The sequence below is a fragment of the Sphaerisporangium siamense genome (assembly GCF_014205275.1).
GTDB classification, from domain to species: domain Bacteria; phylum Actinomycetota; class Actinomycetes; order Streptosporangiales; family Streptosporangiaceae; genus Sphaerisporangium; species Sphaerisporangium siamense.
In genome coordinates this window covers 1,742,599-1,768,125 of sequence record NZ_JACHND010000001.1, presented here as the reverse complement: position 1 = coordinate 1,768,125, position 25,527 = coordinate 1,742,599, and the positions used below count along the sequence as shown (strand labels likewise).

Below are 25,527 nucleotides of genomic sequence, written 5' to 3'. Positions count from 1 at the left end.
TTCCCCGCCGTGTGCGCACACGGCGGGGAACCGGCAGCGGAGGATCTCCTGGGTTCAGGAGTGGAGGACGATCCCCTTGTAGTAGGACCTGAGGATCCTGGAGTAGCTCCAGCCCGCGTTGGCCTTGTCGCGCGAGCCGGTCTGCGACATCCAGTCGCCGGTGACCCAGTTGCCGCACGCCGTCGTCGTGGAGCAGTACTGGGCCCTGAAGATCTTCCCATCGCGCGTCATCCGGACGCCCCACGTCGCGTCCACCGCGGCGTTCGTCGCCGCCGTCGCGGAGCCGGGCCTGTACACCTGGCTGGAGGTGTGGTCGGTGACGTCGTAGCACTGGCCGCTCGGCGTCTTGCTCGCCGAACGCAGCGCCCAGTACCAGCCGAAGTTCTTGACGGCGATCGCCCCGGCCCTGAGCGACTGCTGCGGCCAGTGCGACCGCCACTCGTTGGGCAGGACGTTCTTGATGTAGGTCTTGAAATCCACCCGGTCCACGCGGTTGAGGGATTTGCGGTAGACGAGGATCGTCGTGGGCAGCCTGCTGTGCGTGCCGTCGGTCTTGCACCCGGTCTGCGGCGCGGAGCTCACGAGCCGGTGCGAGGCGTTCTGGTTCTTGAGGGCGGGCTTGAGGTTGCCCTTGGCGCCGGGCTTGAAGTCCTGGGTGACGCTGCCGCCGTAGTTGCTGTTGAAGTAGACCCGCACGGTCTTGCCGCTGCGGTTCCACACCGAGGCCGCGGCGTTCTTGACGCACTTGCCCTTGCCGGCACCCGGTCCCTTGAAGTCGAAGCAGGACGGCTGCTTGGTGCCGTAGTCACCGACCGACCCGGCGAAATCCGACACCGACCCCTTGTTGCCGCTGTTGAAGTAGTAACAGAACTCGCCGCTCTCGCAGACGCCGTTACGGCTCGCCGCCGAGGCGGGCGAAGCCCCGGCCAGCACCGTCCCGCCGACCACCATCGCGGCGGACACCGCGGCTAACCGCGAGATGAGACGTGTGATTCGTACAGACACAGTTGCCTTCTTCTTCGTCAGAGGCCGAGGTGCGCTAGCGGACGTTGTAGCCCTGGGAGGCCCAGAACGCGTTCGGGTTCGGGTTGCTCAGGGTCGGGTCGCCGACGCTCTTGGCGGCGAGCTTCTGCCGTCCGGGGCGCATCTCGACGTGGGTGTGCGCGGCCGAACTGGACGACACGCCGTGCCACGCCTCGTCGGCGATGATCTGGCCGCGCGAGATCTGCTGGCCCACGCGCAGGGAGGACAGCGGAGCGGAGTGCAGGTAGATGATCGTCTTGTTCAGCGAGGCGTTGTAGATGGCGATCGTGGAGAGCCCGGAGCCGCCGTTGCGCCCGCGCGCGAGGTAGATGAGCTGACCGCCCACCAGGGCGTGGACGTCCGAGCCGATCCTGCGGGCGATGTCGATGCCCTCGTGCCGGCCACGGGTGTTGGTGTAACCGTCGAAGGCGCAGCTGACGTGGCCGCCACCGGTCTTGTACAGCGCGTACGACATGTTGACGCGCGCCGATGACGACGGGCCGAACTGGTGCGAGGCGTTCTGGTTCTTGAGGGCGGGCTTGAGGTTGCCCTTGGCGCCGGGCTTGAAGTCCTGGGTGACGCTGCCGCCGTAGTTGCTGTTGAAGTAGACCCGAACGGTCTTGCCGCTGCGGTTCCACACCGAGGCCGCGGCGTTCTTGACGCACTTGCCCTTGCCGGCGCCGGGCCCCTTGAAGTCGAAGCAGGACGGCTGCTTGGTGCCGTAGTCACCGACCGATCCGGCGAAGTCCGACACCGACCCCTTGTTGCCGCTGTTGAAGTAGTAACAGAACTCGCCGCTCTCGCAGACGCCGTTACGGCTCGCCGCCGAGGCGGGCGAAGCGGCGGCCAGCACCGTCCCGCCGAGCACGATCGCGGCGGACGCCGTGGTGAGGATCTTGGTAATCGTGTTCATGGTGTTCTCCTTGTGTCTGTGACCTGGGGATTCGGGTGGTCAGCGACGCCGGTACTCCTCCCAGGTGCGGATGGTCACCTTCGGGCCGTCGTCGGGGCCGCGGCGGGAGAGCCCGTTCCGGCCGAGGTAGTAGTCACCGACCTGGTGCTGGGCCTGGCTGGAGAGGTCGGTGTCGTTGATGGCGGCGGCGTGGATGTGCCACGGCCAGTCGTCCTGATCGGGGTTGCGCAGCCATGCCGCGAAGCCGACACGCCGCAACGCGCGGACGGCCGCCGTGCGGGTGGCGGAACTCATCCCCTTGACCGAGATGTCGACGACGCCGCCGCCGTCGTGGGTGCCCGCGGACGTGGGGTCGCCGCCGGGGTTGTACGACCCCTGCAACAGCACGAGGTCGCGGCCGAGCAGCCGCTTCGCCTCGGCCAGCATGCTCCGCGTACGGGTGTCGATGACGACGCCGCCCGAGGACACCCGGCCTCCCGGGCCGATGACGTGGGTGACCTTGAAGCGGCCGGCTCCGAGCCTGGTGAGGGACGCCTTCCCCGGCAGCCCGTTGGCGGCGAGCCCGGTGAGGCCGAGCGACCTCTGGAACTTCGCGAAGGCGGCCACCGTCGTGGAGCCGAAGTACCCGTCCACCCACTTCGCGTCGAGCAGACGCCGGTCCCGTAGTGCCCGCTCCACGAGCAGCACGCCGACCTTGGCCCCCGGGGTCAGCTCGTCGTCGGACCGCCGCGGATCGATCTGCGCCGCCTTGACCGTGGCCTCCATGTTCACGCTCGGAAGGCCCTTGCCGTCGGCTGCCTGTGCCACCGACATCCCGGACGCTCCGGTCACGCAAGCGAGCAGGGCGACCGCCACGGGGGCAGCGGCATATGAAGGCAGCTTCATCGTTTCTCCTGATTGCGGACGCTGGGGGGGGTTTCCTGCGGCGAGGTCCACGGTTTCGGACCGCTCGCGGTGTCCGCCAGAAGATCGTGTTGTCAGCCTGTCCGACCTGCCCTCGTACAGGCGTACGCGCCGCCTGACAGACGATCCGACGGCCGACGGCGTAAGGGCACGCGCCCGGCTCCCGGCCAGGCCCTTTCGGGGGTGTTAGTATTTAACTCGGAAAGTTGACAAATTTCCCCGATGGATCATCATGGTGCCATGTCCAGCCCTGTCGACGCACTTCAGCGGCTCCGCCAGATGCACGAGGACGCCGTCCTCGCCGCACTGCGTTCAGCGGGGGCGCTGAGCCGGGCACAGCTCACCCAGCGCACGGGACTGTCTCGTACGACTCTGTTCGCCATCATCTCGGACCTGATCGAGCGTGGCGCCGTGGTCGAGACCGAGGCGGTGCCGACCGGGCCGCGCGGACGCGGGCGTCCGGCGTCGCTGGTCGCCCTCAACCCCGCCGCCGGCCTCCTGCTGGGACTCGACATGGGCAGAAGGCGCGTCCGCATGGCCATCGCGAACATGGCGCACCAGGTCGTCGCGACCGAGACGGAGGACGTCCCCGCGGGGGCCGGAGTCGAGGAGCTGACCGAGGCCGCGATACGCCTGGTCCGGCGGGTGGCGCAGGAACGCGAGCTACGGCTGGACGCGCTCAAGTCGGTGGGGGTCGGCCTGGTGGGCGTCGTCGGGGAGCCCACCCTGCCCGCCGAGACGGTGTCCACCCGATACCTGCCGATGACCCGGCGGATCGCCGAGGAGTTCGGCGTGCGCGTCATGGTCGACAACAACGCGAGGCTGGCGGCGCTGGCCGAGGCCACCTGGGGTGTGGCCAGGCTGGTCCGTGACATGGTCTACGTGCGCTGGTCGGTGGGGGTGGGCGGCGGTTTCCTCTGCGGAGGCAGGCTGCTGCGCGGAGCGCAGGGCGCGGCCGGGGAACTCGGGCACGTCTCCCTCGATCCCCGCGGGCCGCAGTGCCACTGCGGCGGCCGCGGTTGCCTGGAAGGCCGGGTCGGAGGCCAGGCGCTGCTGGAGGCTTGCGCCGCCAGGGGCGTCGTGCTGGCCGGCGTCGACGCGCTGGTCGCCGCGGCCCAGGACAGGGTGGCGGAGGTGTGCGAGGTCGTCTCGGCCGCCGCGGCGGACCTGGGCCGGGTGCTCGCGGGCACCGTCACGCAGCTCGATCCCGAACAGGTCGTCATCGGCGGCGAACTCGCCGCGCTGGGCAGTCTGGTTCTCGGCCCGATCGAGGCGGAGATAACCAGACAGGCGCTGCCGAGGTCGCCCCGGCAGATCAAGGTGGTGCCGGCCGACCTCGGCGCGAACGCCTCGGCCATGGGCGCGATCGCTCTGCTCCTGCACGAGGAGCCCCCGGTTCCCCTGCATCTGCAGCCCGCCGCCTTCTGACCGCCGACCGGCTCACGCGGAGGTTCATCGCGAGGTGGCGGCGCAGCGGAAGCCGGTGTGGCCGGTGGACGAGTCGGGGGTGTTCCCCGTACGGGCGGCCACACGGTAGCGGTTGCAGTAGGAGTCGTGGCACAGGTACGAGCCGCCGCGCACCACCCGGGCCGTCCCCGCCGGAGGGCCCTGCGGGTCGATCCGGGTCGGCGAGGACTCGGCCGCGTGCCAGCCGGTGCTCCACCAATCGGCACACCACTCCCAGACGTTGCCCGAGGTGTTGTGCAGGCCGTAACCGTTGGGGGCGAAGGCGTCGACCGGAGCGGTTCCGGCGTAGCCGTCCTCGGCGGTGTCGGCGTGCGGGAAACGGCCCTGCCAGATGTTGCACCGGTGCTCACCGTCCGGCGTCAGCTCGTTCCCCCAGGGGTAGCGGGCCCCGGCCAGCCCGCCCCGGGCGGCCATCTCCCACTCGGCCTCGGTGGGCAGGCGCTTGCCGGCCCAGGCGGCGTAGGCGGCGGCGTCGTTCCAGGAGACGTGGACCACGGGGTGGTCCTGCCGGGAGGCGACGGTGGAGCCGGGGCCCTCGGGAGAACGCCAGGTCGCGCCGGCGACCGCCAGCCACCACGGGGCGCCGGGCACATGGCCGTCGATGGCGTGGCGGCGGTCGGCGAAGCGATGGAAGACGTAGGACCAGCCGAACCGTTCGGCCTCCGTCCGGTAGCCGGTGTCCTCGGCGAACCCGGCGAACTCCGCGTTGGTCACGCACATCGCGTCGATCAGGAACGGACGCAGCGTCACCTCCCGGATGGGCCCTTCCCCGTCGGCCGCCCAGCCGTCCGGATCCTCGCCGCCCATGAGGAACGTCCCGCCCGGGATGGCCACCATGCCCGCCAGGGACGCCGCCACGTCGTGCCGGGCCGGAGACGGGGCCGTCTCGACGGCGCCGGCCGGGCACGTGGGCGCCGGGACCGTCACAGGTGTCCGCGCGGGTTCCCTTCCGGGGGAGCAACAGCCGGTCATCCCGTCCCTTTCATCGATCGTCTGCGGCGTGGTCCTGGTGGGGAGAGTGGGGGTTCACGTCCCGCCGACAGTGAGGTAATTTTGACCGAGCTTCGGAAAAAATGGAAGACGTCATCGGCTGCGGGGCGCCGGGGTCCGACGCTCCGCCGTACCCGAGGGTGGCGGCCACAGGTCGCCCGCCTACGGTCGCCGATCTCATGATGCTTCGTGACCAGCGGAGAGCCCGATGAGTTGTGAGGATGAATCCCAGTGACGATTGACCAGTGGCCATGACCGCCGTGACCGTTCCCGACACCCCCACCCCCACCCCCAGACGCCGCCGGGCGCGCGGACCGGTGCGCGGCATCGGCCTCAACGTGATCGCCGTGGTGCTGGGCCTCGGCATCTGGACCGTGCTGTCCAGATCCGGCATTCAGGGACTGTCAGGTCCCGTCGACGTGGCCGTCCGAGGCGCCGAGCTGATCGCGGACGGCACCCTCCCGGCCGACGTTCTCGCCAGCCTGCGCCGGGTCTTCACCGGCTTCGCGCTCGGAACCGCGCTCGCCGTCCCGGTCGGCTTCCTCATGGGCTGGTACGGCACCGCCCGCGGCCTCATCGAGCCTTACGTCCAGTTCTTCCGCACCATCCCCCCGCTGGCGATCATCCCGCTGGCGATCCTGCTGATGGGCATCGGAGAGACCCCCAAGATCTTCGTCATCTTCCTGGCCGCCTTCCTGTCCAGTGTGGTGGCGACCTTCCAGGGGGTGATGGACGTGGACAAGACCCTGATCAACGCCGCCCGGGTGCTGGGCGCCTCCGACCGGGTCATCTTCCTGAAGGTCGTGGTCCCGGCCTCCACCCCGTTCATCATCGTCGGCATGCGCATCGGTCTCGGCGCGGCGTGGGGCACCCTGGTCGCCGCCGAACTGATCGCCGCCCAGGAGGGGCTGGGTTACCGGATGCAGCAGGCCCAGCTCTACTACGACCTTCCGACGATCTTCGTCGGGCTGATCAGCATCGGCGTGCTCGGTCTGGCCATGGACCGCCTGCTGCTCCTGGCCGAGCGCCGCCTCACCGGATGGCAGGAACGCCGATGAACGGCAAGAAGATCTCCTTTCAGAGCGTCTCGAAGAGCTTCGCGCTCAAGGACACGGAGTTCGTCGCACTCAGCGACGTCTCCCTGGACATCGCCGACCGTGAGTTCGTGACCGTCGTCGGGCCGTCCGGCTGCGGCAAGAGCACGTTGATGGGCATGGCCGCCGGCCTGATCGACCCCGGTACCGGCCAGATCCTCATCGACGGACGCCCGGTCGCCGGGCCCGGGCCGGACCGGGGCGTGATCTTCCAGCAGTACGCCCTGTTTCCCTGGCTGACCGTGCGCAAGAACGTCGAGTTCGGCCTCAAGCTCTCCCCCATCTCTCCCGAGGAGCGGCGTGAGCGGGCCCAGCGGGCGATCGAACTCGTCGGCCTGGCCGACTTCGCCGACGCGCTGCCGAAGACCCTGTCCGGCGGCATGAAACAACGCTGCGCCATCGCCCGGGCCTACGCGGTGAACCCGCAGGTCCTGCTCATGGACGAGCCCTTCGGGGCACTGGACGCGCTGACCCGCGTGCAGCTACAGGATCAGCTCCTGCGCACCTGGAGCCAGGAGCGCCGTACCGTCATGTTCATCACCCACGACGTCGACGAGGCGGTCTACCTGGCCAACCGGGTGGTCGTCATGGCGGCGCGGCCCGGCCGGATCTACAAGGTCATCGACGTCGACCTGCCCTACCCGCGGACCGAGGAGATCCGGCTGTCGCCGGAGTTCGGGCGCATCCGCAACGAGGTCTGGCACTCGGTCTATCACCAGGCGCCGGCCGCCCCGGCCGCCTGACCGCCGGCGGGCGGCCGGTCACCCCGGCCGCCCGCCCCCCGGACGGGACGAAGGGCCGGATGACCAGGGCGTGTCCCTGGTCATCCGGCCCTTCGCCGTGTCAGACCTCGTGGACCGCTTCGCCGGATGGGGCTCGCGGTCACCCCGGGTCAGCCGGAGGACGCCGACTTGTACAGGTCGGCGGTGAAGTACGTGGCGGGGTCCGGAGACTGGGGCAGCTTGCCCATGGCGACGAAGATGTCGGCCAGGCCCTTGTACCAGCCGGCGACCGACCCGTCCTCGGTCAACTTGACCAGCTCGGCGGTGGGCAGGATCTTCGTGACCGCGGAGGAGCCCTTGAACTGCCCGGCCGGGACCTTCAGGAACGTGGCGGTCAGCGTCTCGGCCTCGGCGGTGTTGGCCGCGATCCAGTCATCGGCCTCCTGGATGACCTTGAGCACCTTGGTCACCGTCGCGGTGTCGTCGGCGACCAGCTCGTTGCGGGCCACGAAGGAACTGGGGAAGCTGAGCCGCGGGTAGTAATCCTCGCTCTTGGTCAGCTCGACCAGGTCGGGCGCGTTCTTCTTGATCGTGTCGATCAGCGGGTACCAGATGGCCGCGGCGTCGATCTGCTTGGAGGAGAAGGCGGTGACCACGGTGCTCGGGTCCATGTTGACCTTCTGCACGTCCTTGGCGGTCAGGCCGGCCTCCTTGAGCGCGAGCTGCAGGATCATGTCGCCCGAGGTGCCCTCGGGCACGCCGATCTTCTTGCCCTTGAGGGCGGCGACGGACGTGATCCCGGAGTCGGCGTGGGTGATGATCCGGTCGGCCTGGCCGAGCATGTTCGGTGCGATGATCTTCGCCTTGCCGCTGGCCGGCAGCCAGGTCGCGCCGGAGCCGATGTAGCCGAAGTCGATGTCGCCGGAGCCGAGCGCCTGGATCTGCAGCGGCCCGTTGGTGAACACCTTCAGGTCGGGCTTCAGGCCGTGCTTGGCCCACAGGCCCTGCTTGTCGGCCGTGGCGAGTACGGCGGCGCCGGCGAAGTCGGCGATGTAGCCGAACCTCACCGTCTTCGGTTCCGCGGCGCCCGTCTCGTTGCCGGAGGAGCCGCAGGCGGCGGAGAGGAGAAGGGCCAGCGCCGCGGTGAAGACCGCGGCCAGCCTGCGAGGACGCCTCATGGAGGTCCTTTCGAGGGGGGTGGGTTGGTGGTGAACGGAGCGCCGGTCGCCTCAGACGACCTCGTCGGCGACGCCGTCGACGTCGGGAGCGCGGTTCTCGCCGATGTCGGACATGTAACTCATCCAGGTGTAGGCCGGATCACCGCGGCGCAGCAGCTCGCGGTAGAGCCGCACGGTGAGGTCGCGCCGTACGGCGGCGTAGGCGGGAGCGGTGTAGACGTTGTGCAGTTCGTGCGGGTCGCTCTCCAGGTCGTACAGCTCGTGCACGCTCTCGGGGTTGAACACCAGCTTGTGGCGGTGGTCCCGGAGCATGCGCTGAGAGTAAGGGAAGTGGTGGCCGTGGAATTCGGCGACCACCTCGGTCCGCCCGTCCGCCGGTTCCCCGTTGACCAGCGGAAGCAGGCTCTCGCCGTCGCAGGGCTCCTGCGGCGGCAGCCCGGCCAGCCCCAGGATCGTCGGGTTGAGGTCGACCAGCGTGGCGAACTCGTCGACGACCGAGGGCTGGGCTCCGGGGACGCGGACGATGCCGGGAATGCGATAGATGTCCTCGTACATCGCCGGGCCCTTGTCGTTGAGCCGGTGGGCCCCGGTGAACTCACCGTGGTCGGCGGTGAAGATCACGGCGGTGTCGTCCCAGAGCCCGTGCTCGCGCAGCGCGCCGACGATCCGGCCGACCTGGTCGTCGATCAGCGTGACGTAGCCCCAGTAGACCGCGATCAGCTTGCGCCAGGCGTCGGCGTCGAAGTGGTCGGCCGACCAGTACTCGGCGTAGCGGCGCTGCACGTCGGGCTTGCCGGCGAAGGTCTCGGCCATCGACTCCGGCAGCGGCACCTGCTCGGGGTCGTACATGTCGTAGTACTCGTCGGGGATCAGGTACGGCAGGTGCGGGCCGTAGAAGTGGCAGGAGAGCATGAAGGGCCTGCCGCCGTCGCGGAAGTCGCGGGCGTAGCGCTCCAGCAGGTCCAGCGTGCGGTCGGTCAGGAACGCCTCGACGGTCGCCTCGGCCGGTTGCAGGAGCCGCCCGGCGATCAGGTGGCCGCGCCCGGAGTCGTTGGGGGCCTTGCCGAAGACCGGGTCGCGCACCGCGAAGGGCGGGTGGCCGTTCTCCTTGAGCCAGCGCTCGTAGGAGGGATGGTGGAAGGGGTTGAGCGCACCGGGCAGGTGCTCACCGTCCATGGAATAGAACTCGGGCCCGCGCTCGCGGCCGATGTGCCATTTCCCGACGTGTCCGAGGTTGTACCCGGCCGCGAGCATCGGCGCGGGCAGGACCGGCTGGTCCTCGGCGACCTCGTCGCGGGCGCCGCCATTGCGCTCGGGGTTGACGAGCAGGCCGTGCCGGAACGGGTGCAGGCCGGTGAACAGCGACGCCCGCGCGGGCGTGCAGATCGCGGTGGGCGTGTAGAAGCGGTCGAAGCGGGCGCCCTGCGCGGCCAGGTCGTCCAGCGCCGGGGTGCGCACCACCGGGTTGCCGTAGCAGCCCAGCGTGTCGACCCGGTGCTGGTCGGTCATCAAGAAGAGGACATTGCGTGGGGTGGTCACTCGGTCTCCGATCAGCTTTATTCCTAAGAGTTGACGTTAATGGGCGTCCGGAGGGGTGGCAAGAGGGGAGTTCCTGCTCAGCCGCCGTCCCGGCCGCGAGATGTCATCCGGCACGGGCGCGGCCGGTCCCACACCCGGCCCCGCCCTCCTGCCCCACGACCGTTCCGCGTCCGCGCCGGCGCCGTGCCGGATCGCCGAATGATCACGATCATCCATTTATGTCAACTGTATTGACCTAATGGGGCATGGGACCCACACTCTCCGTTATCGAGAGCTCTGTCCGAGACACGTCCGGCGGCGCCGGGCGGACATCACAAAGGAGCCCCATGTCGGAAACCCGGTTCCGTGCGCCCTCACGGCCGAGACGCCGCCCAACCCCCGCCGTCCTGTCGGCCGTACTGGCCGCGACACTCCTGATCCCGCAGGCCGCCGGCACGGCACAGGCCGCCGCGTCCTCCGCCGCGTCGGCCGGCGCCACCGCGTCGGCCCCGGCCAACCTGGCCCTCACCGGCACGGCCACCGCCTCCAGCGTCGAACTCGACCGCGCCACCTTCGTCGCGGCGCACGTCAACGACGGCGACACGGCCACCCGGTGGTCGTCGAAGTACCAGGACGACAACTGGGTGCAGGTCAAGCTGGCCCAGGCGTCCGTCGTCGACCACGTCACCCTCGCCTGGCCCAACGCCTGCGCCCGCGACTTCGTCCTGCAGACCTCCGTCAACGGCACCACCTGGACCGACGTCGCCACGCTGAAGCGTGACACCTGCCCGAGGACCGACGTCATCGAGGTACGGTCCACGACTCCCATCTCCTACGTCCGGATGCTGGGCCGCAAACGCTGGGCGGCCTACGGGTACTCCATCTCCGAGTTCCAGATCTGGGACCTGCCGCCCGCGCCGCCCGCGCCGACGCTCGGCCTGCTGCCGAAGCCGGTCTCGGTCCAGGAGAACGGCGGCACGCCGTACACCCTGAACCGGGACACGCGCGTCGTCGCGCTCGGCACCGGAGCCCAGGCGCCCGCGGCCTACCTCGCCAAGCTGCTCCGTCCGTCGACCGGATACCCCCTGCCCGTCGTCGGGACGGAAGCAGGACCCGCGCCGATCGTCATCGACGTCGGACCGGGCAAGGGACCGACGGGCCAGGGGGCCGAGGGGTACGAACTCACCGTCGGCGCCGGTCGCGTCCTCATCGGCGCGGACACGCCCAACGGTGCGCTCAACGGCGTGCAGACACTGCGCCAGCTGTTCCCGCAGTGGGTGGAGTCCGACACCGTCGTCACCGCCGCGTGGACGGCGCCCACGGTGACGATCACCGACTATCCCCGTTTCGCGCACCGCGGGATGATGCTCGACGTCGCCCGCAGCTTCTACCCGGTGAACGAGGTCAAGGCGTACATCGACTCGGCGGCGCAGTTCAAGATCAATCGCCTCCACCTGCACCTGACCGACGACCAGGGGTGGCGCATCGCGCTGGACGACCCGCAGAGCAACCCGTCCGGCATCGACTACGGGCTGCTCACCGAGGTGAGCGGCGGCACCGCGATGACGAACCGGGGCACCGAGCCCGGCATCACCGGCTACTACACCAAGGCCGACTACGCCGAGATCGTCCGTTACGCCGGTGAGAACGGCATGACGGTGATCCCCGAGATCGACATGCCCGGCCACACCAACGCCGCGCTGCACGCCATCCCGCAGCTCAACACCGCGGGCGCCCGGCCCCAGCCGCAGCCGGGACAGTCGACCGTGCCCGCCAACGGCACCGGGGCGGTCGGCTACTCGTCGCTGGACGCGAACAGCGACGTGACGTACGAGTTCGCCGAACGCGTCCTCACCCAGATCGCCGCGATGACCCCCGGACCGTACCTGCACATCGGCGGAGACGAGGCGCACGTCACGAGCCACGCCGACTACACGAAGATGGTCAACGCCTTCACACAGAAGGTCTCGTCCCTCGGCAAGACCGTCGTCGGCTGGAACGAGTACGCCGGGACCGCGCTGCCGCAGAACAAGGCCGTCGTGCAGTTCTGGACCGGGAACCTGACGGCCGTCGCCAACGCGGTCAACAACCGCGGCGCCAAGGTGATCCTCTCCCCGGCGGCCAACACCTACGTGCCGCAGAAGCAGGACTCCCGCCAGCCCCAGGGCGGCACGTGGGCCTGCGGCGGGGTCTGCGGGCTCGACCGCCACTACAACTGGAACCCCGGCGCGTACGTCCCCGGCGTCGCCGAGTCCAACGTGCTCGGTGTCGAGTCGGCCCTGTGGGGCGAGTTCATCCGGCGCCTCGGCCAGGCGCAGTACTACAGCTTCCCCCGCCTCATCGCCACCGCCGAGGCCGGATGGACCCCGCAGGCACAGCGCGACTACGCCGACTTCAAGACGCGCCTGTCCAAGGCCGGAGGCCGCCTGACCGTCCAGGGGACGAACTTCTTCCCCACCGCGGACGTGGCGTGGCGGACGGAGGCGCTCGGCACCCCGGTGACCGTCAGGACCGGTCAGCAGGCCGGGGCGACCTGGACCGTGACCGCCCCGGGAGCCGCGCCCGCGGACCTCGTGGCTACCGTCGTCTGGAGCGACGGCGTGCAGGAGAACCTCACGCCGACGACCACCCGGGAGGCGAGCATCCCCGACATGCGCGTCAACGACGCCTTCACCACCAGGTCCAACCGGACCTTCGCCCAGCCGGGGACGTACACGGGAACACTCACGGTCCGCCTGCCCGGCCAGGCTCCGGTCGAAGGACGCCTGACGGTCACCGTCACCGCCTGACCGATCGGAACGAGACCGACTGATCATCGAGAAGCACAGGGCCGGACTCCCGACGGAGTCCGGCTCCTGGTGCCGGCGTCAGCGAGACAGTTCCTCGGCGCGTCGTTCGAGGAAGGTGCGGACGGCCGGGTCCGTACTGAGGGTGGACGCCCGGGCATAGGCCGCGACCGCGTCCTGATGCCGGCCGAGCCGGGCGAGCAGGTCCCCGCGTGCCGCGTGATAGGGCTGGAACCGCTCCCGTTCGACGGGCAACGCGTCCAGCAGCGACAGTCCCGTCTCGGGCGAGCGGGTACGGCCCACCACCGCGGCGCGGGCCACCCGGCTGCCCAGGCTCGGCGCGATCGCCACCAGAGCGGTGTAGAGGGTGCACAGTGTGTCCCAGTCGGTGGCCCCGCTACGGGCCCGATCGCAGTGCACCGCCTGGATCGCCGCCTCCAACTGGAACCTTCCGGGCGCGCGGCCGGGCCGCTCGGCCCGGCGGAGATAGGACTCGCCCTCGGCGATGAGCCGGCGGTCCCACTCGTCCGGATCCTGGTCCTCCAACGGCAGATACCCGTCGCCTGAGGTCGTGGCACGCGCCGAGGCCAGGGTGAGCAGTGCCGCCAGCGCCCACGCCTCGGGCTCGTCACCGAGCAGCCTCGCGATCGTGACGGCCAGGTACCGGGCCTCACCCGCGACCGACGCCCCCTCCCCCCGCTCCGAGAAGGCCAGCGCGTAGCAGCCGTACACCGCCTCTAGCACCGACGGCAGCCGCTCGGGCATCGCCTGCCGCCCGGGAACGACGAAGGGAATCTTGGCGTCCCTGATCCGCCGCTTGGCCCGCACCAGCCGCTGCGACATCGCCCCGGCCGGCACGGCGAAGGCCCGCGCGATCTGGGCGGCGTCGAACCCGAGCACGGCCTGCAACATCAGCGGGGTGCGGACGCCGGCGGCGATGGCCGGGTGAGCGCAGACGAACAGCAGGGCCAGCCGCCGGTCGGGGATCCGGTCCGGGTCGAGATCGTGCAGCGACTCGACGACGTCGGCGCCGAGGTCGGTGGCCGCCTCCAGCGACCGGTTGCGGCGGTGCGCGGCGGACTTCCACAGATCCCGCTGCCGGTTGCGTGCGACCGTCAGCAGCCAGCTTTCGGGGTTGTCCGGTACGCCGTCGCGCGGCCACGTGGTCAGAGCCTGCTCGAAGGCGTGCGCCAGCGTGTCCTCCGCGAGTTGGAGGTCACCGGCCGGCGCGGCCAGCAGGGCGACCAGCCGACCGTAGGACGCCCGCGCGGTGCGCTCGGCGACGCGCGCGACCGTCTCCCCGGTCACGCCGACGCGACCCACGTCCCGCCCTCGATGTGCACGGCCCCAGGCCGGATCTCGACGGTGCCCCACGACAGCGGCGGCGCCTGCCGCGCCCACTCCAGGGCGGCGTCCAGATCCGGCACGTCGATCACGATCACCCCGCCGAGCTGCTCCTTGGTGTCGGCGAACGGACCGTCCTGGATCCGTGGTTCCCCGTCGACCAGCGTGAGCGTGGTCGAACTGGTCGACGGTTGCAGCACCTGGCCGCTCACCAGAATCCCGGCCTGCTCCAGCGTCGCGGCGTAACTGGCCATGGCCCGCATCCCAGCGGATATCGCCTCGGCCCCGATCGACTCATCGCTCGCCTCGCCGTAATGGAACACCAACATGTACCGCATGTCCCGATCCTCCCTCGTCACTTGACCCGGTAGCGCGCGATCAGCACACCGGTCGTGGTGGTGATCGCCTCTCGCAGCGCCAGGTCGGCACGTTCCCCCTCGCCGAACAGCCGCGTCCCCGAGCCGAGCACGATCGGGTGGACCAGCAGGATGTACTCCTCGACCAGCCCCGCCGCGTGCAGCGAGCGCACCAGCTCACCGCTCCCGAGCACCCTGATCACCCCGTCGACCTCGCCCTTCAGCCGCGCGACGGTGCCGGCCGCCTCCCCCGCCAGCAGGGTGGAGTTCGGATGGTCGAGTCGAGCGCCCCCCTGACGTGAGGCGACGTACTTGGGCGAGTTCACCAGCACCTCGGTGAACGGATTGGGTTCGGTCACCGACGTCCAGTACCCCAGCAGGTCGTCATACGACCGGCGCCCGAACAGCATCGCCGCCGCCCGGCCCATCCCCCCGACGAACCTCCCGACCACCTCATCCCCGTACCCAACCCCCCACCCCCCGTGCCGAAACCCACCCCTGGAGTCCTCATCCACCCGCCCCGGCCCCTGCATAACCCCATCAGCAGAAACACTCACAAAAACACTGACCACGCCCACCCCGAACTCCTCACCTCGTACTAACCCAGACCGCGCCAACGCCCGGCACAGTGATGACGAAGCCGAGAGCCCCAGACAGACACCCACCACCCAACGTTGCTGTACGGCACCCAGCTCAAGGCACGCCGGCACCGCAGTGATCTCCTCCGGCCCTCAAGAGGATCAGACGCCGCTTGCCCGCTACTCAGCCGACGCCAGACGGATACCGCGCTGCCGCGAGGTCGTCGGCGAGGTCCTCCAGGCTGACATCGGCGTTCAGCGCGGCGACGACCGCCGACGTCAGCGGGCGAAGACCATACACATGCCGCACCGCGTCGAGGTCCACGGGCACCTCGTAATACTCCTCAGCGAACCGCTGGAACGCCTCCGGTGACGGATCGACGAGCAGCCCGAACAGGTGGCCGGCCCCGTCACGGTCGTTCTCCCCGTCCGCGTACTCGATCTCCCCCAGCCGCCACCGTTCATCATGGGCCTCGCGCCACAGGCATACGGTCACGACCGGCATGCCCTCCTCGTCACAGAACCCGGATTCCTCCACCAGGTGCCGGAAAACGTCAGGCACTGAATCGAGCACCCCCGGCCATGGCCCATCCTCCGCGTACGGGCTCATCACCGCCTCGTGGTCGAAGCCGCGGATGTACGCACCCGCGGCCGAGAAGACGATGGAGTATTCAGTCAAGCGCCCCATCCTGCCGGACGCACCGCCCCGTTCACCGCCGCACAGTGCTCGGTCTCACCACGCCGGAACAGCGACAAGAACACGACCAGCACCGCGCCGGACAAATAGTGCATGATCGGCCCAGCCTCGATGATGTCCCACCCTCCGAAGTGCAGCGTGTCCACGCAACGGTCGCTGACGACCCTGACGGCGTAGGGACTCGTGAACACCACGGCGATCACCCCGAACAGCGCCGCCGTCACCCAGCCGGCGATCGTGCCCCACCGTCTTGGCAACGCCAGGACCGCACTGAGACCGACCGCCATCACAGCGGAAGGCCAGCCATTCAATTCCGCGGAAATGGTGCGCCAGTTGATTTCTACCAGCCACTCGAATTCGTGAAAGGTATAGGGCTCAGCAGCAAGGGGGCACACAAAACCCCTGGTCTCGTAGACCGGCCCTTCTGGGAAGTACAACCAGAAGGTACGCCACGCGGGAGCCACCAGAGCTCCTAAGGTCAACAGCGGCGTCCCCCAGCGAGAGGGGATCATCGGCAATAAAGGCAAGAGTGCCACCGCTCAACAGGGATGGAGTCGTCAAGCCTAGATCATCTACGACGACGAAGCCCGACGCTTCCCGACCAGAGCCGGCGGCGACACGAGAAAGCCCAGAAGACAGAGGCAACCACAAGGGCGAGGCAGTGGCAGGGTGTTGTCGTACCCTGTGGCTACTCTCCAGCGCATGGCAGTCCCCGAGATCATTCCATAGCCCGTTCGAGATCGTCCACTGGCATCCACAGATGTCAGAAAGACCTACCCAGGGACGCCTCATGCATGATCGTCTTCCGTAGATGCCCACCTGGGGCACCCCGGTTTTCCGGACAGTCGGCTTGCGGGCTGAGCCCATGCGGCTTGTCCGCCTAGCGGCCCATCACACCTGTGCCGAGTACGAGGCGGTCGAGCGGGACCTGTTCGATGCGCTGAGCGAGGAGTCGCCAAGGAGCGGCCCGAGCTGGTGGAGGCGCTGACCTACTGCGACATGACCACCAGTCCGGACGGCCTACCGGTTGATCGCCAAGTCGACCCCGTGCATCACTGCGGCTGTGCACGTCATACAGGCTGCCCTAGATACGCGGGCCTGACGTTACGCCGGGCTGGCGTGGGCGGCCAGGATGCGCCAGCCGTGTTCGTCGGTGTGGACCCAGGTGCGGGTGTAGCGCAGCCGCATGGCGAACGGCTCTCCCGCGAACGTGCCCTCCAGCGTGCCAAGGAAGCAGGTGGCGCCGGTGGTGTCCGCGACGACCACGGTTAGGTCTTCCTCGACGAGCTTGGTCATGGCCTGTCGGCGTGAGCGGTGGTTGTCCAGGTCGAGTTGCTTGGCCTGCGGGTGGCACGCGCCGTCCGGCGGGCCGGTGAAGACAAGCCGCTCGTCGAGTAGCCGATCGAGTTCCTCGACGTCTCCGGCGAGCATGGCTGCCTGCAGGCGGCGTTCTGCCTCGTACAGCTCATCGGTGAGGGTGCGCTCGGCCATGAGACCGCCTTCCAAAACGAGGGAACGTTCAGGGTATATGGGCGCAGACATCTCGGTTCGTCGTGACACTCGACGGCGTGAGCGTACTTACCCGATGTGCGGCCTGGCGGTGTCGTCGAGGAAGTGACCGAGCCGCAGGCGCATCGACCGGTCCATAGTCAGTGAGGCGATCTGATCGCGGGGGACCCAGCGGACTTCGCGGGACTCGTCGCTCGGGGTCGGCTCGCCACTGATGGGGCAGGCGGTCAGGGCGTACGCGGAGTTCAGGATCTTCGCAGACGGGTGAGACAGAACAGGGGCTCGTCAGCGGGCTCAGGAACCCTCTTTGGCACACCGTCAGGGCCAGCAACGGAGACGGTAGATCCCGTAGCTGTATTTCGCTGCTGTACGGACATGAAAGAGGCCCTCCGGGATGATCCCGGAGGGCCTCTGACCTGCTGCGCGGCCGAGAGGACTCGAACCCCTAACCTTCTGATCCGTAGTCAGATGCTCTATCCATTGAGCTACGGCCGCTCGTTTTGCCCCGTTGACCTGCGGTTTCCTCCTCCGTGGAGGTCGCCGCCCCGTCGTACGTCGCTGCTAGAGCGTATTACTTCCAGGCAGCGCACGGCAAATCGATAGGCCGTGGCGCTTCCCCTCTGGAGGCTCTGGCATGGCCGAAGTGATCTCGTTCGACCCCTCGCGCGCCCGCCGGCGACCCGGGCGCCGCGCGCCCGCCGTGCCGCGCGGCGCGGACCTGGAGACCCTGCTCGACTCCTGGACGCTCGCCCTGGAGGCCGCCAACAAGTCGCCGCGGACCATCCGCTCCTACACCGACACCGCCAAGGCGTTCATCGCCTTCCTGGCCGGCAACAGCTACCCGACCGACGCCGAGGGCGTGCAGGCCGAGCATGTGCGCGCCTTCCTGCGCGCCGAGATCGAGCGCACCAGCCCGGCGAGCGCCGACGTTCGCTTCCGCAACCTGGGCGTGTGGTGGAACTGGATGTGCGCGCCGGAGCAGGCCGAGCGCACCCAGCCCTCGCCGGTGCACAAGTCCGACCGCCCCAAGGTGTCCCGCAAGATCCGCAAGTACCTCTCCGAGGAGGAGGTCCGGGCACTGCTGAAGACGTGCGCCGGCACCGGGTTCGAGGCGCGCCGTGACACCGCGATCATCTGGATCCTGTACGACAACGGAGCCCGCAAGAGCGGCCTGGCCAACCTCCGGGTGGAGGACGTCGACCTGCGCGGGCGGCGGCTGCGGATCACGCTGAAGGGTGGCGATGAGCACTGGGCGCCGATCGGCGCCAAGGCGGCCTCCGCGCTCGACCGCTACATCCGCGCGCGCTCGGCGCACGCCAAGGCGCGCGTCTCGCCGTGGCTGTGGCTGGGCGTCCAGGGCCGGGGCACCGAGCACTTCGGCCACGCGGGCCTGTACCGGATGCTGCGGCGGCGCGGAGAGGAGGCCGGCATCGATGGGGTGGTGCATCCGCACCGCTTCCGGGGGACGGCCACGCACAACCTGCTGAAGGCGGGGGCAAGCGAGGGGGACGTGCAGCGGATCCTGGGCTGGAAGACCCCGGGGATGGTGGGCCGCTACAGCGAGGAGCTGAGCGATGAGCGGGCCCGCGAGGCACATCGGCGGCTGTCGCCGGGGGATCGGCTCTGAGGGGTGGGCCTGTGGCCGCGCTCGCACCGCGATATGCGAGCGTGGCCGGCCCGCATCCGCGCGGTCAGGCTCGCGGTGGCGGATGCCGGAGAGTTGTGTTCATCGACGACGGCGGAACCACCGGTGCCGTCTGATTCCGCTGTCGCGGTCAAGCCAGCCTCGGCTGTAGCCCATCTTGTACTCACCGCCGCCGCGGTGGAACGCGATGACGGTGAGCACGCTTGCGATGGCGAGGGCTGCACGCTGGAGGGATGCCCATTCGTGCAGACAGAGAATGATCGTCAGGGGGATGTATCCGATGGTGATGATCCAGGCGAGGATCGCGCCCGCGATGATGGCGCGCACTTTCTGACCTCCCGTTTTCGTTTGTGCGCAAATGAGTTTGCCGCCCCCAAACGGCGAATCACGCGCTGAATCCGCACAAGCACACGGGAGGATACTCTCGTTTGGAACGGTGTTTTATTGAAGAATCAACGAATCGGCGGACCGATTTCGTCATTTTTCGTCGGTTTGAGACCGCTCAACCTCGGCCCGCACCAGCTCAGCGAAGTCCTGGCGAGCCTCCTCTAGATCCTGATGTGCGCGGAGCCACTGACGTTCCAGGCGCGTGCGGGTCTTCTCGCGCACGCGTTCCAGAAGCTCACGACGCTCTGGCGGCAGCGCTTCGTACAGGCGGGCGATCTCGGGGTCGTAGACGACGTCCGGCACCGGACCAGCGAAACCGGACGACTCGACGGAGACCCCGTGCGGCTCGGTGGGGACGTCGTTCGCCTCAATGAGGCCGGCGAGCACGTGGGCTTCAGGCAAGGGGATGTCGAGCAGCTCGGCGATGGCGTTGATGGTGGTGGCGGCCGGCTGGCGCTTCTGGGTGCGGAGCCGGTCCAGGGTCATGCGCGAGAAGGATCCACCAAGCTGTTCGCGCACCTTCTCGTACAGCTCAAGCTTCGACCAGCCCCGCTGGTTGCGTTCGCGCTCCATGCGCTGCCAGAACGGCCGCGCGGGGGCTTCAATACCCTCGCTCATGTATCAAGTTGTATCACGTTGCAGCAACTTAGGCACGCCTACATTGCCTATCGGGCCAATATCGGACATCTCCTGGATCGTCTTGCATCGTAGATAATCGAGATGTACCGTCTTAGATCGTTAGACAGATCCACCAGAGTACAAGGTGAGGCTCCCTCATGGAAGCAAGCGAGGACGAGTACTACACGATCAACGAGGTCTGCACAAAGCTCAAGCTGTCCCGCCTCACGATCACCCGCGCGATCCGCGACGGCCGCCTGAAGGCCATCAAGAGCCACCCCGCCAAGCCGGGCCGTGTCCGCATCCCCGTCGCCGCCTACGAGCAGTACGAGCGGGACCGCGCCATCAAGGCGGCCTCCTGATGTCCACCCCGCAGCAGCGCAGCACCGCCGCGCGCATCGCCGTCAACATCTCCTGGTCCCGCACCCCGGTCCGCGCCGAGCGCACACGCCCCGCCACCGAGGCCAACCGCGGCCAACTCGCCTACTGGGAGCGCGTGATCCGCGAGGAGGGCATCGTCTGCGAGGAGGAGATCCCGCTCGCCGCCGCCAGCCGCCGCAGCGCGTACATGTCGCAGCTCGCCAAGAACGCCGCGGCCTCGCGCAAGGCGAAGAAGAACGACATCACGCCCCGCGCCCGGCGTATCCGCCGCTCGGCGTAGATCGGGCCCCTGGTCGTCGCCACGACCCGAGGCCCGCAGGCACCACCCCACACCGACTGACCGGTCAAGAAATGGAGCAGTCCCACATGCAAGATTACAAGCCCGGCGAGCGCCTCCGCATCACGCTGGAGGCGACCGTCTACCACGTCGCCGACGGCGTGCTGCACGTCGCCCACGACAACGACCAGGCATACCGCCGATGCCTGCCGATCCCCGTCGACCAGCCCGGGGTCACCATCACGCGCATCGCCCCCGCTGAGGGCATGCCGAAGCCCGGCGAGCTGTGGGAGACGGCCCTCGGCCGGATGTTCGTCGTCGAGTACCGTTCCGGCGTCGCGCTCGCCGACGGACGGCGCACGTACGCCGTCGAGGAGGTGCTCGGCTACGGCCCGATGGCGCCGCTGTACCGCGACCCCGAGGAGCCGATGCCCGCCGACGAGGAGGCCGCCGAGATCCGCCGGCGGCTGCGCGAGGCCGGCGGCGACTCCCCCAAGATCGGCGAGCTGCTGCGCAGGGCCGCCGCCCGCACCGCCGAGGACGAGCGGTGGCCCGTCGACGAGCCGGAGCCCGTTCCGATCGCGGGCGTGGCCCCCGGCACGGTCGTCACCTCGCCGGAGTGGGCGGACGGGGCCGCGGTCCGCATCGAGGACGTCGAGGACCTCGGGGCGAGCCAGGTGAAGGTCTGCTGGAAGAGCGTGGAGTACGGAGGCGGAGCCGGGCGGGTCTGCGTCGCCGAGGACTTCCCGGTCACGATCGTCGAGGAGCCGCAGCCGTGAGCACCCCGACGATCACCCGGCAGTCCGTCCTGCGCCGCGCCGCCGAACTCATCCAGGCCAACGGGCGCAACCGGGAGACCTACTACGACCACGCCCAGAACGAGGACGACGGCGTGCCCGTCGACCGCTGCCGCATGTGCACGGCGGGCGCCCTCGGCTTCGCCGCCGGAGCGGACATCACCACCTGCATGCCGTTCCTGGAGGAGACCGGCCCCCTGGTCGTCGAGGCGGGGCGCGCCCTCATCGGCCACCTCGGCCTGAACTTCTCCCCCGAGCTGCTGTCCGCCGAGACGGTGATCAGCATCATCGGCCACTGGAACGACGACGAGCACACCACCGATCAGCAGGTCATCGACGCCCTGAACGACACCGCCGACGCCCTCGACGAGCAGGAGGCCGCGTGATGTTCACCGACGTCCACACCTCCTACCTGCGCATCATGGCGCGCACCTCCGAGACCGCGTCCACGGGGTGGGCCGAGCTGGTCGACCACGCCGTGTCCCGCCACCCGGAGAGCGTCGTCGACGAGCTGCGCGCCCAGCACGAGGCGAGCGTGCTGGAGACCGAGGGCTGGCGCGACCTGCTCGCGCACGCCGAGGCGCACCTGTCGCTGCCCGCGCAGCTCGCCGACAGCATGGACCGGTACGCCACCGGCGCCCGGCTGGACGTGCCGCCCCGGCAGGAGTCGCCCGTGGGCGGTGGCGCGGTGAGCCTGCTGCCGCCCGCTCCTCAGCAGCCGTGCGCGTGCGGCCTGCCCGGCGTGCCGGGCGTGGTGCACGACCTCAAGGGCTGCGAGCCGCCGCAGGTGCCGAGCCCGGCCGGGCAGCTGCCGCCGATTCCGCCGGCCGCGACGCAGGTCCTGCCCCCGGGGTGGACGCCTGGCCAGGAGGGCGCTTTCCAGGCGTTCGAGGCGGCGCACCGTGAGCACGCCGCCGAGCAGGGCGTCACGCCGGGCCGGGCCGACGGCGAGCCGGTCGGCCGCGACCCGTACGCCAGGGACGGTGGATCGTGACCCCGGCCGAGGAGCTGCGCGCCGCCGCCGCAAGGCTCCGCGAGAGGGCCGAGCAGGCAACGCCAGGCCCGTGGAGTGTTGGCAACGACGATGTGATCGGGCTCGGCATCGAGCAGACCGGCCGCGGCTCGTTCACCTACGACGCGCAAATCGCCCGCGTGCTGGAGGATTACGAGCGCGACGAGGAGAACTACGGCAACCGGGAACTCGGCACGACCGAGGGCGACGCCCGGTGGATGGCGCTCGTCCACCCGGGCCTCGCCGAGCCGCTCGCCGCATGGCTGGAGTCGTGGGATGACGTCAACGTCTCCGAGCACGGCCCGCACCTCGACGATTGGCGTCACGCCCTCGCCGTCGCCCGCGTCATCAACGGGACCACGCCGTGACCCCCGGCATCCTCCTCGCGGTCACCGCCGCGACGGCCGCCTCCCTCATCGCGGTGGCGGCCGCCCGCCGGCGGCACTGGACCCTCACCCTCGCCTGCGGCATCACCACCGCCCTGGCGACCTACGCCGCGGCGCGCATGCTGGTCGGCCCGAGGATGGTGGCGCTGTCGTGAACGTCCCCGAGCCCTCGCAGGGGCGCACGTGGACCGTCGTCCTGCCCGCTGGGCTGGGGCTGCTCAACGCCAACGACCGGCTCCACCACCACGTGAAGGCCAGGCTGACCGCGGCCCTGCGCCTCGCCGGTCGGCAGGCCGCGCTGGCCGCCGAGGTGCCGGCCATCGAGCGGGCGCACATCATCGGCCGGTACTGCCCGCCGGACCGGCGCAGGCGCGACGTCGGCAACCTTTACCCGTCGTTCAAGGCCGCGATCGACGGCCTGGTCGACGCCGGAGTGCTGCCGGACGACGACGACGAGCACCTGATCGGCCCGGACATGCGCCTCGGTCCGGTGGTCGCGTGCGGGCGCCTGGAGCTGGTCGTCACCGAGCTTGCCGCTCCGGGGAGGCCGTGATGGGCCGCCGCCTGGGCGCGTGCGCGTGCTGCGGCTTCAAGGGCGAGATCCGCGCCCGCGGCCTCGTCCACGCCTGCTACGCCCGGCACCGGATCAAGGGCACCCTCAGCCAGTTCCCGCGGACGAAGAAGCAGAAGCCCGCGCCGCCTCGGCTCGACCTCAACCCGGCCGCGTACGGCTCCCCCGCGGAGTTCGCGCTCGCCTGCTTGAAGGCACGCAAGACCGTGGTCGAGGCCGAGCGGATCACCGGTCTGCCGGCGCATGTGATCCGGCGGCTGGTCGAGCGGCAGCCGGGGTGGCTGCTCGGCGCCGACGGCCGCGTCCGCGTATTCGACACCTCTCCTGAAGAAAGGCAACTAGCGTGACCACTGAAACCACCGAGCCGGGCCAGGTGCGGCCGTTCGCCGCCGTGCTCGGCGAGCTGCGCCACGGCGCCGTGCTCGACCAGGCGTCCGTGGACCTCCAGGCGCTGGTCGCCAAGGTCGTTGACACCGGCAAGAAGGGCAAGCTCGTCCTCACCGTCGAGGTGGGCCCGATGAAGGGCAACCCCGACGCGCTGCTCGTCAACGCCGACGTCAAGACGACGGCGCCCGTGGTGACCAACGAGGCCGTGTTCTTCCCCGACCGCAACGGTAACCTCCAGCGCGACGACCCCCGGCAGGCCGCGATCCCGGGCCTGCGCATCGCCCCCGGTACCGACCGCGACAACGTGAAGGACCTTTCCCTGTGACCACTACCCGCACCGAGAACGACGCCCTCATCGAGGCCCTGTCCGACGCCCAGCTCGCCGGGGAGCTGAAGCCGGGCGGCTTCTACGCCTTCAAGCACGGCGACCGCGTCAGCACGATCGACCTGCTCGACCGGAACCTGGAGCGCCCGCGCCGCAAGAAGGGCACAGTCGTCGTCAAGGACGCGGCGTCGTTCGCCCTGTACTTCAAGAAGCACGCCGATGAGGGATCCGAGGTGTACGTCGACATCGAGGCCGGCCGTATCACGGCCGTCCTGGACGCGCACGAGGCGGAAGTTGACCGCGAGTTCTCGATGGCCCGCTGGGGCGAGCACCGGCTCATCCTCCACCTCGCCCCCACCACCGCGTGGCAGGCGTGGAAGGCGAACGACCGCAACTACTTCCCGCAGGTGACATTCGCCGAGTTCTTGGAGGACAACCGGGCCGACATCCGGCGGCCGGCCGCCGCCGACATGCTGGAGATGGCCCAGCACTTCCAGGCCCACACCAAGGTCACCTACGCCTCGGCCACCGTGCTCGCCTCCGGCGACAAGCGGCTCATCTTCACCGAGGAGACCGAGGCGGGCGCGGGGGCCAAGCAGCAGATCGAGGTGCCGAGCGAGTTCGAGCTGGCGCTCGCGCCGTTCGACGACTCCGAGCCGTACGCGGTGAAGGCCCGCTTCCGTTACCGGATCCAGGGCGGCGCCCTGCACATGGGCTACCTGCTCGACAACGCCGAGGACGTGCAGAAGGACGCCGTCAAGACCGTCGTCGACCGCCTCGCCGAGGAGCTCGGCATCCAGATCATGCGGGGCACTCCGGCATGATGTCCCGCACGACCGAGCCTCCCGGCGTCACGCCCGCCGCCGGGGGGCTCTCCCCTGCCCTGCCCCGCTCGGCCACTGTGACCGTCGCCCGGCGCGACGGCGACCGGGTGACGGTGTCGACGTGGGACACCTGCGTGGGTGTCGCCGGATTCGTCGAGACGCTGCTCGGCGAGCCGGGCCATCGCGCCGAGGTGCACCGTGGGTAGGCCGCCGCCCGTCAACCGGGACACGGGCACCTCCGAGATCGCCAAGCGAATCGGGGTGCCCCGGCACAAGCTCGCGTACTGGATCGAGGCCGGATACCTGCACCCGGGCTCGGGCGGGCACGGCGTCCCGCAGGACTGGTCGGCGGCCGAGGTGGCCATCGCCGTCCTGCTGGCGCGGCTGGTCGCCGCGGGGATGGGCGCGGCGCCGGCGGCCGCGGTCGCGCGCTCGGCGGTCGCGTTCGAGCTGCGCGAGGTGGAGCTCGGCCCGGGGCTGCCGCTGAGGATCGGAGCGGTCGATGGGTGAGCCGGTGCCGCCGTCCGGGTGCCGGCACTGCGGGGTGGGCGAACGCGAGCACCTCCAGCGGTGGACGGCCGGGGTCGGCTGGCACTTCTGGGTGGCGCCGTCCGCCCGGCAGCGCCTGGAGCGCATGCTGGCGCGCCGGGCGGCGCGAGCCCGGCCGCCCACCTGATCGAGTTGCACAGATTCTGCACGCGGACGCGGCGCCGGGCAGCAGGTGCCAGATCTGGTATTTCGCAACTTGACCTGCTGAAATAGCAGGCACCTCCTGCGGCGGCGAGAAATTTCGTCGTCTCATCTTGCATCGTGTTGTATCGACTTGTATCGTGTTACAC

General features: G+C 69.8%; 33 protein-coding genes and 1 tRNA gene. 19 read left to right on the top strand and 15 right to left on the bottom strand.

Going from position 1 to position 25,527, the window contains the following annotated elements:
• Positions 1-54 precede the first annotated feature (54 nt).
• Genes BJ982_RS08420 through BJ982_RS08410 form a run of 3 tightly spaced genes read right to left on the bottom strand, consistent with a single transcriptional unit; the run spans position 55 to position 2,821 of the window.
• Positions 55-1,005: a SpoIID/LytB domain-containing protein gene (locus BJ982_RS08420; protein WP_184878088.1), complete on the bottom strand. Its 951-nt coding sequence runs from the start codon at positions 1,003-1,005 to the stop codon at positions 55-57.
• 34 nt (positions 1,006-1,039) lie between these two features.
• Positions 1,040-1,936, bottom strand: coding sequence for a peptidase inhibitor family I36 protein (locus BJ982_RS08415; protein ID WP_184878086.1), 897 nt, complete (start codon positions 1,934-1,936; stop codon positions 1,040-1,042).
• Between the two features lie 39 nt (positions 1,937-1,975).
• The gene (locus BJ982_RS08410; protein ID WP_184878084.1) at positions 1,976-2,821 is read right to left on the bottom strand and encodes a peptidoglycan-binding domain-containing protein; all 846 of its coding nucleotides are present in this window, start codon (positions 2,819-2,821) and stop codon (positions 1,976-1,978) included.
• 258 nt (positions 2,822-3,079) lie between these two features.
• Here BJ982_RS08410 and BJ982_RS08405 point away from each other — a divergent pair, with 258 nt between their 5' ends.
• Positions 3,080-4,267: an ROK family transcriptional regulator gene (locus tag BJ982_RS08405; RefSeq protein ID WP_184878082.1), complete on the top strand. Its 1,188-nt coding sequence runs from the start codon at positions 3,080-3,082 to the stop codon at positions 4,265-4,267.
• 24 nt (positions 4,268-4,291) lie between these two features.
• Here the strand turns inward: BJ982_RS08405 and BJ982_RS08400 are convergent, their stop codons facing one another.
• Entirely contained in the window at positions 4,292-5,278 is a 987-nt protein-coding gene (locus tag BJ982_RS08400; RefSeq protein ID WP_184878080.1) for a formylglycine-generating enzyme family protein, read from the bottom strand.
• 269 nt (positions 5,279-5,547) lie between these two features.
• Here BJ982_RS08400 and BJ982_RS08395 point away from each other — a divergent pair, with 269 nt between their 5' ends.
• Both BJ982_RS08395 and BJ982_RS08390 read left to right on the top strand, forming a co-directional pair.
• Complete coding sequence (locus BJ982_RS08395) at positions 5,548-6,354, top strand: ABC transporter permease (protein ID WP_184888562.1); 807 nt, start codon at positions 5,548-5,550, stop codon at positions 6,352-6,354.
• Positions 6,351-7,133, top strand: coding sequence for an ABC transporter ATP-binding protein (locus tag BJ982_RS08390; protein ID WP_184878078.1), 783 nt, complete (start codon positions 6,351-6,353; stop codon positions 7,131-7,133). The genes BJ982_RS08395 and BJ982_RS08390 overlap by 4 nt, the downstream gene beginning before the upstream one ends.
• Positions 7,134-7,282: 149 nt before the next feature.
• Here the strand turns inward: BJ982_RS08390 and BJ982_RS08385 are convergent, their stop codons facing one another.
• Positions 7,283-8,290, bottom strand: coding sequence for an aliphatic sulfonate ABC transporter substrate-binding protein (locus BJ982_RS08385; protein WP_184878076.1), 1,008 nt, complete (start codon positions 8,288-8,290; stop codon positions 7,283-7,285).
• A 51-nt stretch (positions 8,291-8,341) separates the two neighbouring features.
• Positions 8,342-9,829 (bottom strand): sulfatase family protein, encoded by a 1,488-nt coding sequence (locus BJ982_RS08380; protein ID WP_275411679.1) that lies wholly within the window; start codon positions 9,827-9,829, stop codon positions 8,342-8,344.
• 326 nt (positions 9,830-10,155) lie between these two features.
• Between BJ982_RS08380 and BJ982_RS08375 the strand changes: the two genes are divergently transcribed.
• The gene (locus BJ982_RS08375) at positions 10,156-12,597 is read left to right on the top strand and encodes a family 20 glycosylhydrolase (RefSeq protein WP_184878072.1); all 2,442 of its coding nucleotides are present in this window, start codon (positions 10,156-10,158) and stop codon (positions 12,595-12,597) included.
• Positions 12,598-12,675: 78 nt separating this feature from the next.
• On the opposite strand, the gene BJ982_RS08370 is transcribed toward BJ982_RS08375, so the two are convergent.
• From BJ982_RS08370 to BJ982_RS08340, 7 genes are all read right to left on the bottom strand, one after another.
• Entirely contained in the window at positions 12,676-13,917 is a 1,242-nt protein-coding gene (locus BJ982_RS08370) for an RNA polymerase sigma factor (RefSeq protein ID WP_239122936.1), read from the bottom strand.
• A complete protein-coding gene (locus BJ982_RS08365) occupies positions 13,899-14,276 on the bottom strand; it encodes a YciI family protein (RefSeq protein ID WP_184878070.1) in 378 nt (125 codons plus the stop codon). The genes BJ982_RS08370 and BJ982_RS08365 overlap by 19 nt, the downstream gene beginning before the upstream one ends.
• A gap of 17 nt (positions 14,277-14,293) precedes the next feature.
• The gene (locus tag BJ982_RS08360) at positions 14,294-14,851 is read right to left on the bottom strand and encodes a dihydrofolate reductase family protein (protein ID WP_275411680.1); all 558 of its coding nucleotides are present in this window, start codon (positions 14,849-14,851) and stop codon (positions 14,294-14,296) included.
• 205 nt (positions 14,852-15,056) lie between these two features.
• Positions 15,057-15,551, bottom strand: a complete 495-nt coding sequence (locus BJ982_RS08355) for a hypothetical protein (protein ID WP_239122937.1) — start codon at positions 15,549-15,551, stop codon at positions 15,057-15,059.
• Entirely contained in the window at positions 15,548-16,033 is a 486-nt protein-coding gene (locus BJ982_RS08350; RefSeq protein WP_184878067.1) for a hypothetical protein, read from the bottom strand. Before BJ982_RS08350 ends, BJ982_RS08355 begins: the two co-directional genes overlap by 4 nt.
• 640 nt (positions 16,034-16,673) lie before the next feature.
• Positions 16,674-17,060 (bottom strand): nuclear transport factor 2 family protein, encoded by a 387-nt coding sequence (locus BJ982_RS08345; protein ID WP_184878065.1) that lies wholly within the window; start codon positions 17,058-17,060, stop codon positions 16,674-16,676.
• 440 nt (positions 17,061-17,500) lie between these two features.
• A tRNA-Arg gene (locus tag BJ982_RS08340) sits at positions 17,501-17,573 on the bottom strand.
• Positions 17,574-17,712: 139 nt separating this feature from the next.
• Between BJ982_RS08340 and BJ982_RS08335 the strand changes: the two genes are divergently transcribed.
• Positions 17,713-18,705, top strand: coding sequence for a tyrosine-type recombinase/integrase (locus tag BJ982_RS08335; RefSeq protein WP_184878063.1), 993 nt, complete (start codon positions 17,713-17,715; stop codon positions 18,703-18,705).
• Between the two features lie 99 nt (positions 18,706-18,804).
• On the opposite strand, the gene BJ982_RS08330 is transcribed toward BJ982_RS08335, so the two are convergent.
• Together BJ982_RS08330 and BJ982_RS08325 are read right to left on the bottom strand one after the other, a co-directional pair.
• A complete protein-coding gene (locus BJ982_RS08330; RefSeq protein ID WP_184878061.1) occupies positions 18,805-19,050 on the bottom strand; it encodes a hypothetical protein in 246 nt (81 codons plus the stop codon).
• 150 nt (positions 19,051-19,200) lie between these two features.
• On the bottom strand, positions 19,201-19,728 hold the full coding sequence (locus BJ982_RS08325) for a hypothetical protein (protein WP_184878060.1): 528 nt from the start codon (positions 19,726-19,728) through the stop codon (positions 19,201-19,203).
• Between the two features lie 158 nt (positions 19,729-19,886).
• On the opposite strand from BJ982_RS08325, the gene BJ982_RS08320 reads away from it, so the two are divergent.
• The 14 genes from BJ982_RS08320 (at position 19,887) to BJ982_RS08255 (ending at position 25,364) form a co-directional block, all read left to right on the top strand.
• On the top strand, positions 19,887-20,090 hold the full coding sequence (locus BJ982_RS08320; protein ID WP_184878059.1) for a helix-turn-helix transcriptional regulator: 204 nt from the start codon (positions 19,887-19,889) through the stop codon (positions 20,088-20,090).
• Positions 20,090-20,389 carry a hypothetical protein gene (locus tag BJ982_RS08315; protein ID WP_184878058.1) on the top strand — a complete coding sequence of 100 codons (300 nt, stop codon included), beginning with the start codon at positions 20,090-20,092 and terminating at the stop codon, positions 20,387-20,389. The genes BJ982_RS08320 and BJ982_RS08315 overlap by 1 nt, the downstream gene beginning before the upstream one ends.
• Before the next feature lie 86 nt (positions 20,390-20,475).
• Entirely contained in the window at positions 20,476-21,165 is a 690-nt protein-coding gene (locus BJ982_RS08310; protein WP_184878057.1) for a hypothetical protein, read from the top strand.
• Positions 21,162-21,569, top strand: coding sequence for a DUF6197 family protein (locus BJ982_RS08305; protein WP_184878056.1), 408 nt, complete (start codon positions 21,162-21,164; stop codon positions 21,567-21,569). The genes BJ982_RS08310 and BJ982_RS08305 overlap by 4 nt, the downstream gene beginning before the upstream one ends.
• A complete protein-coding gene (locus tag BJ982_RS08300; RefSeq protein ID WP_184878055.1) occupies positions 21,566-22,177 on the top strand; it encodes a hypothetical protein in 612 nt (203 codons plus the stop codon). Before BJ982_RS08305 ends, BJ982_RS08300 begins: the two co-directional genes overlap by 4 nt.
• Positions 22,174-22,563 carry a hypothetical protein gene (locus BJ982_RS08295; protein WP_184878054.1) on the top strand — a complete coding sequence of 130 codons (390 nt, stop codon included), beginning with the start codon at positions 22,174-22,176 and terminating at the stop codon, positions 22,561-22,563. Before BJ982_RS08300 ends, BJ982_RS08295 begins: the two co-directional genes overlap by 4 nt.
• Positions 22,560-22,736 carry a hypothetical protein gene (locus BJ982_RS08290; protein ID WP_184878053.1) on the top strand — a complete coding sequence of 59 codons (177 nt, stop codon included), beginning with the start codon at positions 22,560-22,562 and terminating at the stop codon, positions 22,734-22,736. The genes BJ982_RS08295 and BJ982_RS08290 overlap by 4 nt, the downstream gene beginning before the upstream one ends.
• A complete protein-coding gene (locus BJ982_RS08285) occupies positions 22,733-23,134 on the top strand; it encodes a RusA family crossover junction endodeoxyribonuclease (RefSeq protein WP_184878051.1) in 402 nt (133 codons plus the stop codon). The genes BJ982_RS08290 and BJ982_RS08285 overlap by 4 nt, the downstream gene beginning before the upstream one ends.
• The gene (locus tag BJ982_RS08280; protein ID WP_184878048.1) at positions 23,134-23,499 is read left to right on the top strand and encodes a hypothetical protein; all 366 of its coding nucleotides are present in this window, start codon (positions 23,134-23,136) and stop codon (positions 23,497-23,499) included. Before BJ982_RS08285 ends, BJ982_RS08280 begins: the two co-directional genes overlap by 1 nt.
• Positions 23,496-23,864, top strand: coding sequence for a YfdP family phage-associated protein (locus BJ982_RS08275; RefSeq protein WP_184878046.1), 369 nt, complete (start codon positions 23,496-23,498; stop codon positions 23,862-23,864). Before BJ982_RS08280 ends, BJ982_RS08275 begins: the two co-directional genes overlap by 4 nt.
• Positions 23,861-24,688 (top strand): DUF2303 family protein, encoded by an 828-nt coding sequence (locus tag BJ982_RS08270; RefSeq protein ID WP_184878044.1) that lies wholly within the window; start codon positions 23,861-23,863, stop codon positions 24,686-24,688. Before BJ982_RS08275 ends, BJ982_RS08270 begins: the two co-directional genes overlap by 4 nt.
• Positions 24,685-24,894: a hypothetical protein gene (locus BJ982_RS08265; protein ID WP_184878042.1), complete on the top strand. Its 210-nt coding sequence runs from the start codon at positions 24,685-24,687 to the stop codon at positions 24,892-24,894. Before BJ982_RS08270 ends, BJ982_RS08265 begins: the two co-directional genes overlap by 4 nt.
• Positions 24,887-25,198 carry a MerR family transcriptional regulator gene (locus BJ982_RS08260; protein ID WP_184878040.1) on the top strand — a complete coding sequence of 104 codons (312 nt, stop codon included), beginning with the start codon at positions 24,887-24,889 and terminating at the stop codon, positions 25,196-25,198. The genes BJ982_RS08265 and BJ982_RS08260 overlap by 8 nt, the downstream gene beginning before the upstream one ends.
• Entirely contained in the window at positions 25,191-25,364 is a 174-nt protein-coding gene (locus BJ982_RS08255; protein WP_184878038.1) for a hypothetical protein, read from the top strand. Before BJ982_RS08260 ends, BJ982_RS08255 begins: the two co-directional genes overlap by 8 nt.
• The last annotated feature ends 163 nt before the right edge of the window (positions 25,365-25,527 follow it).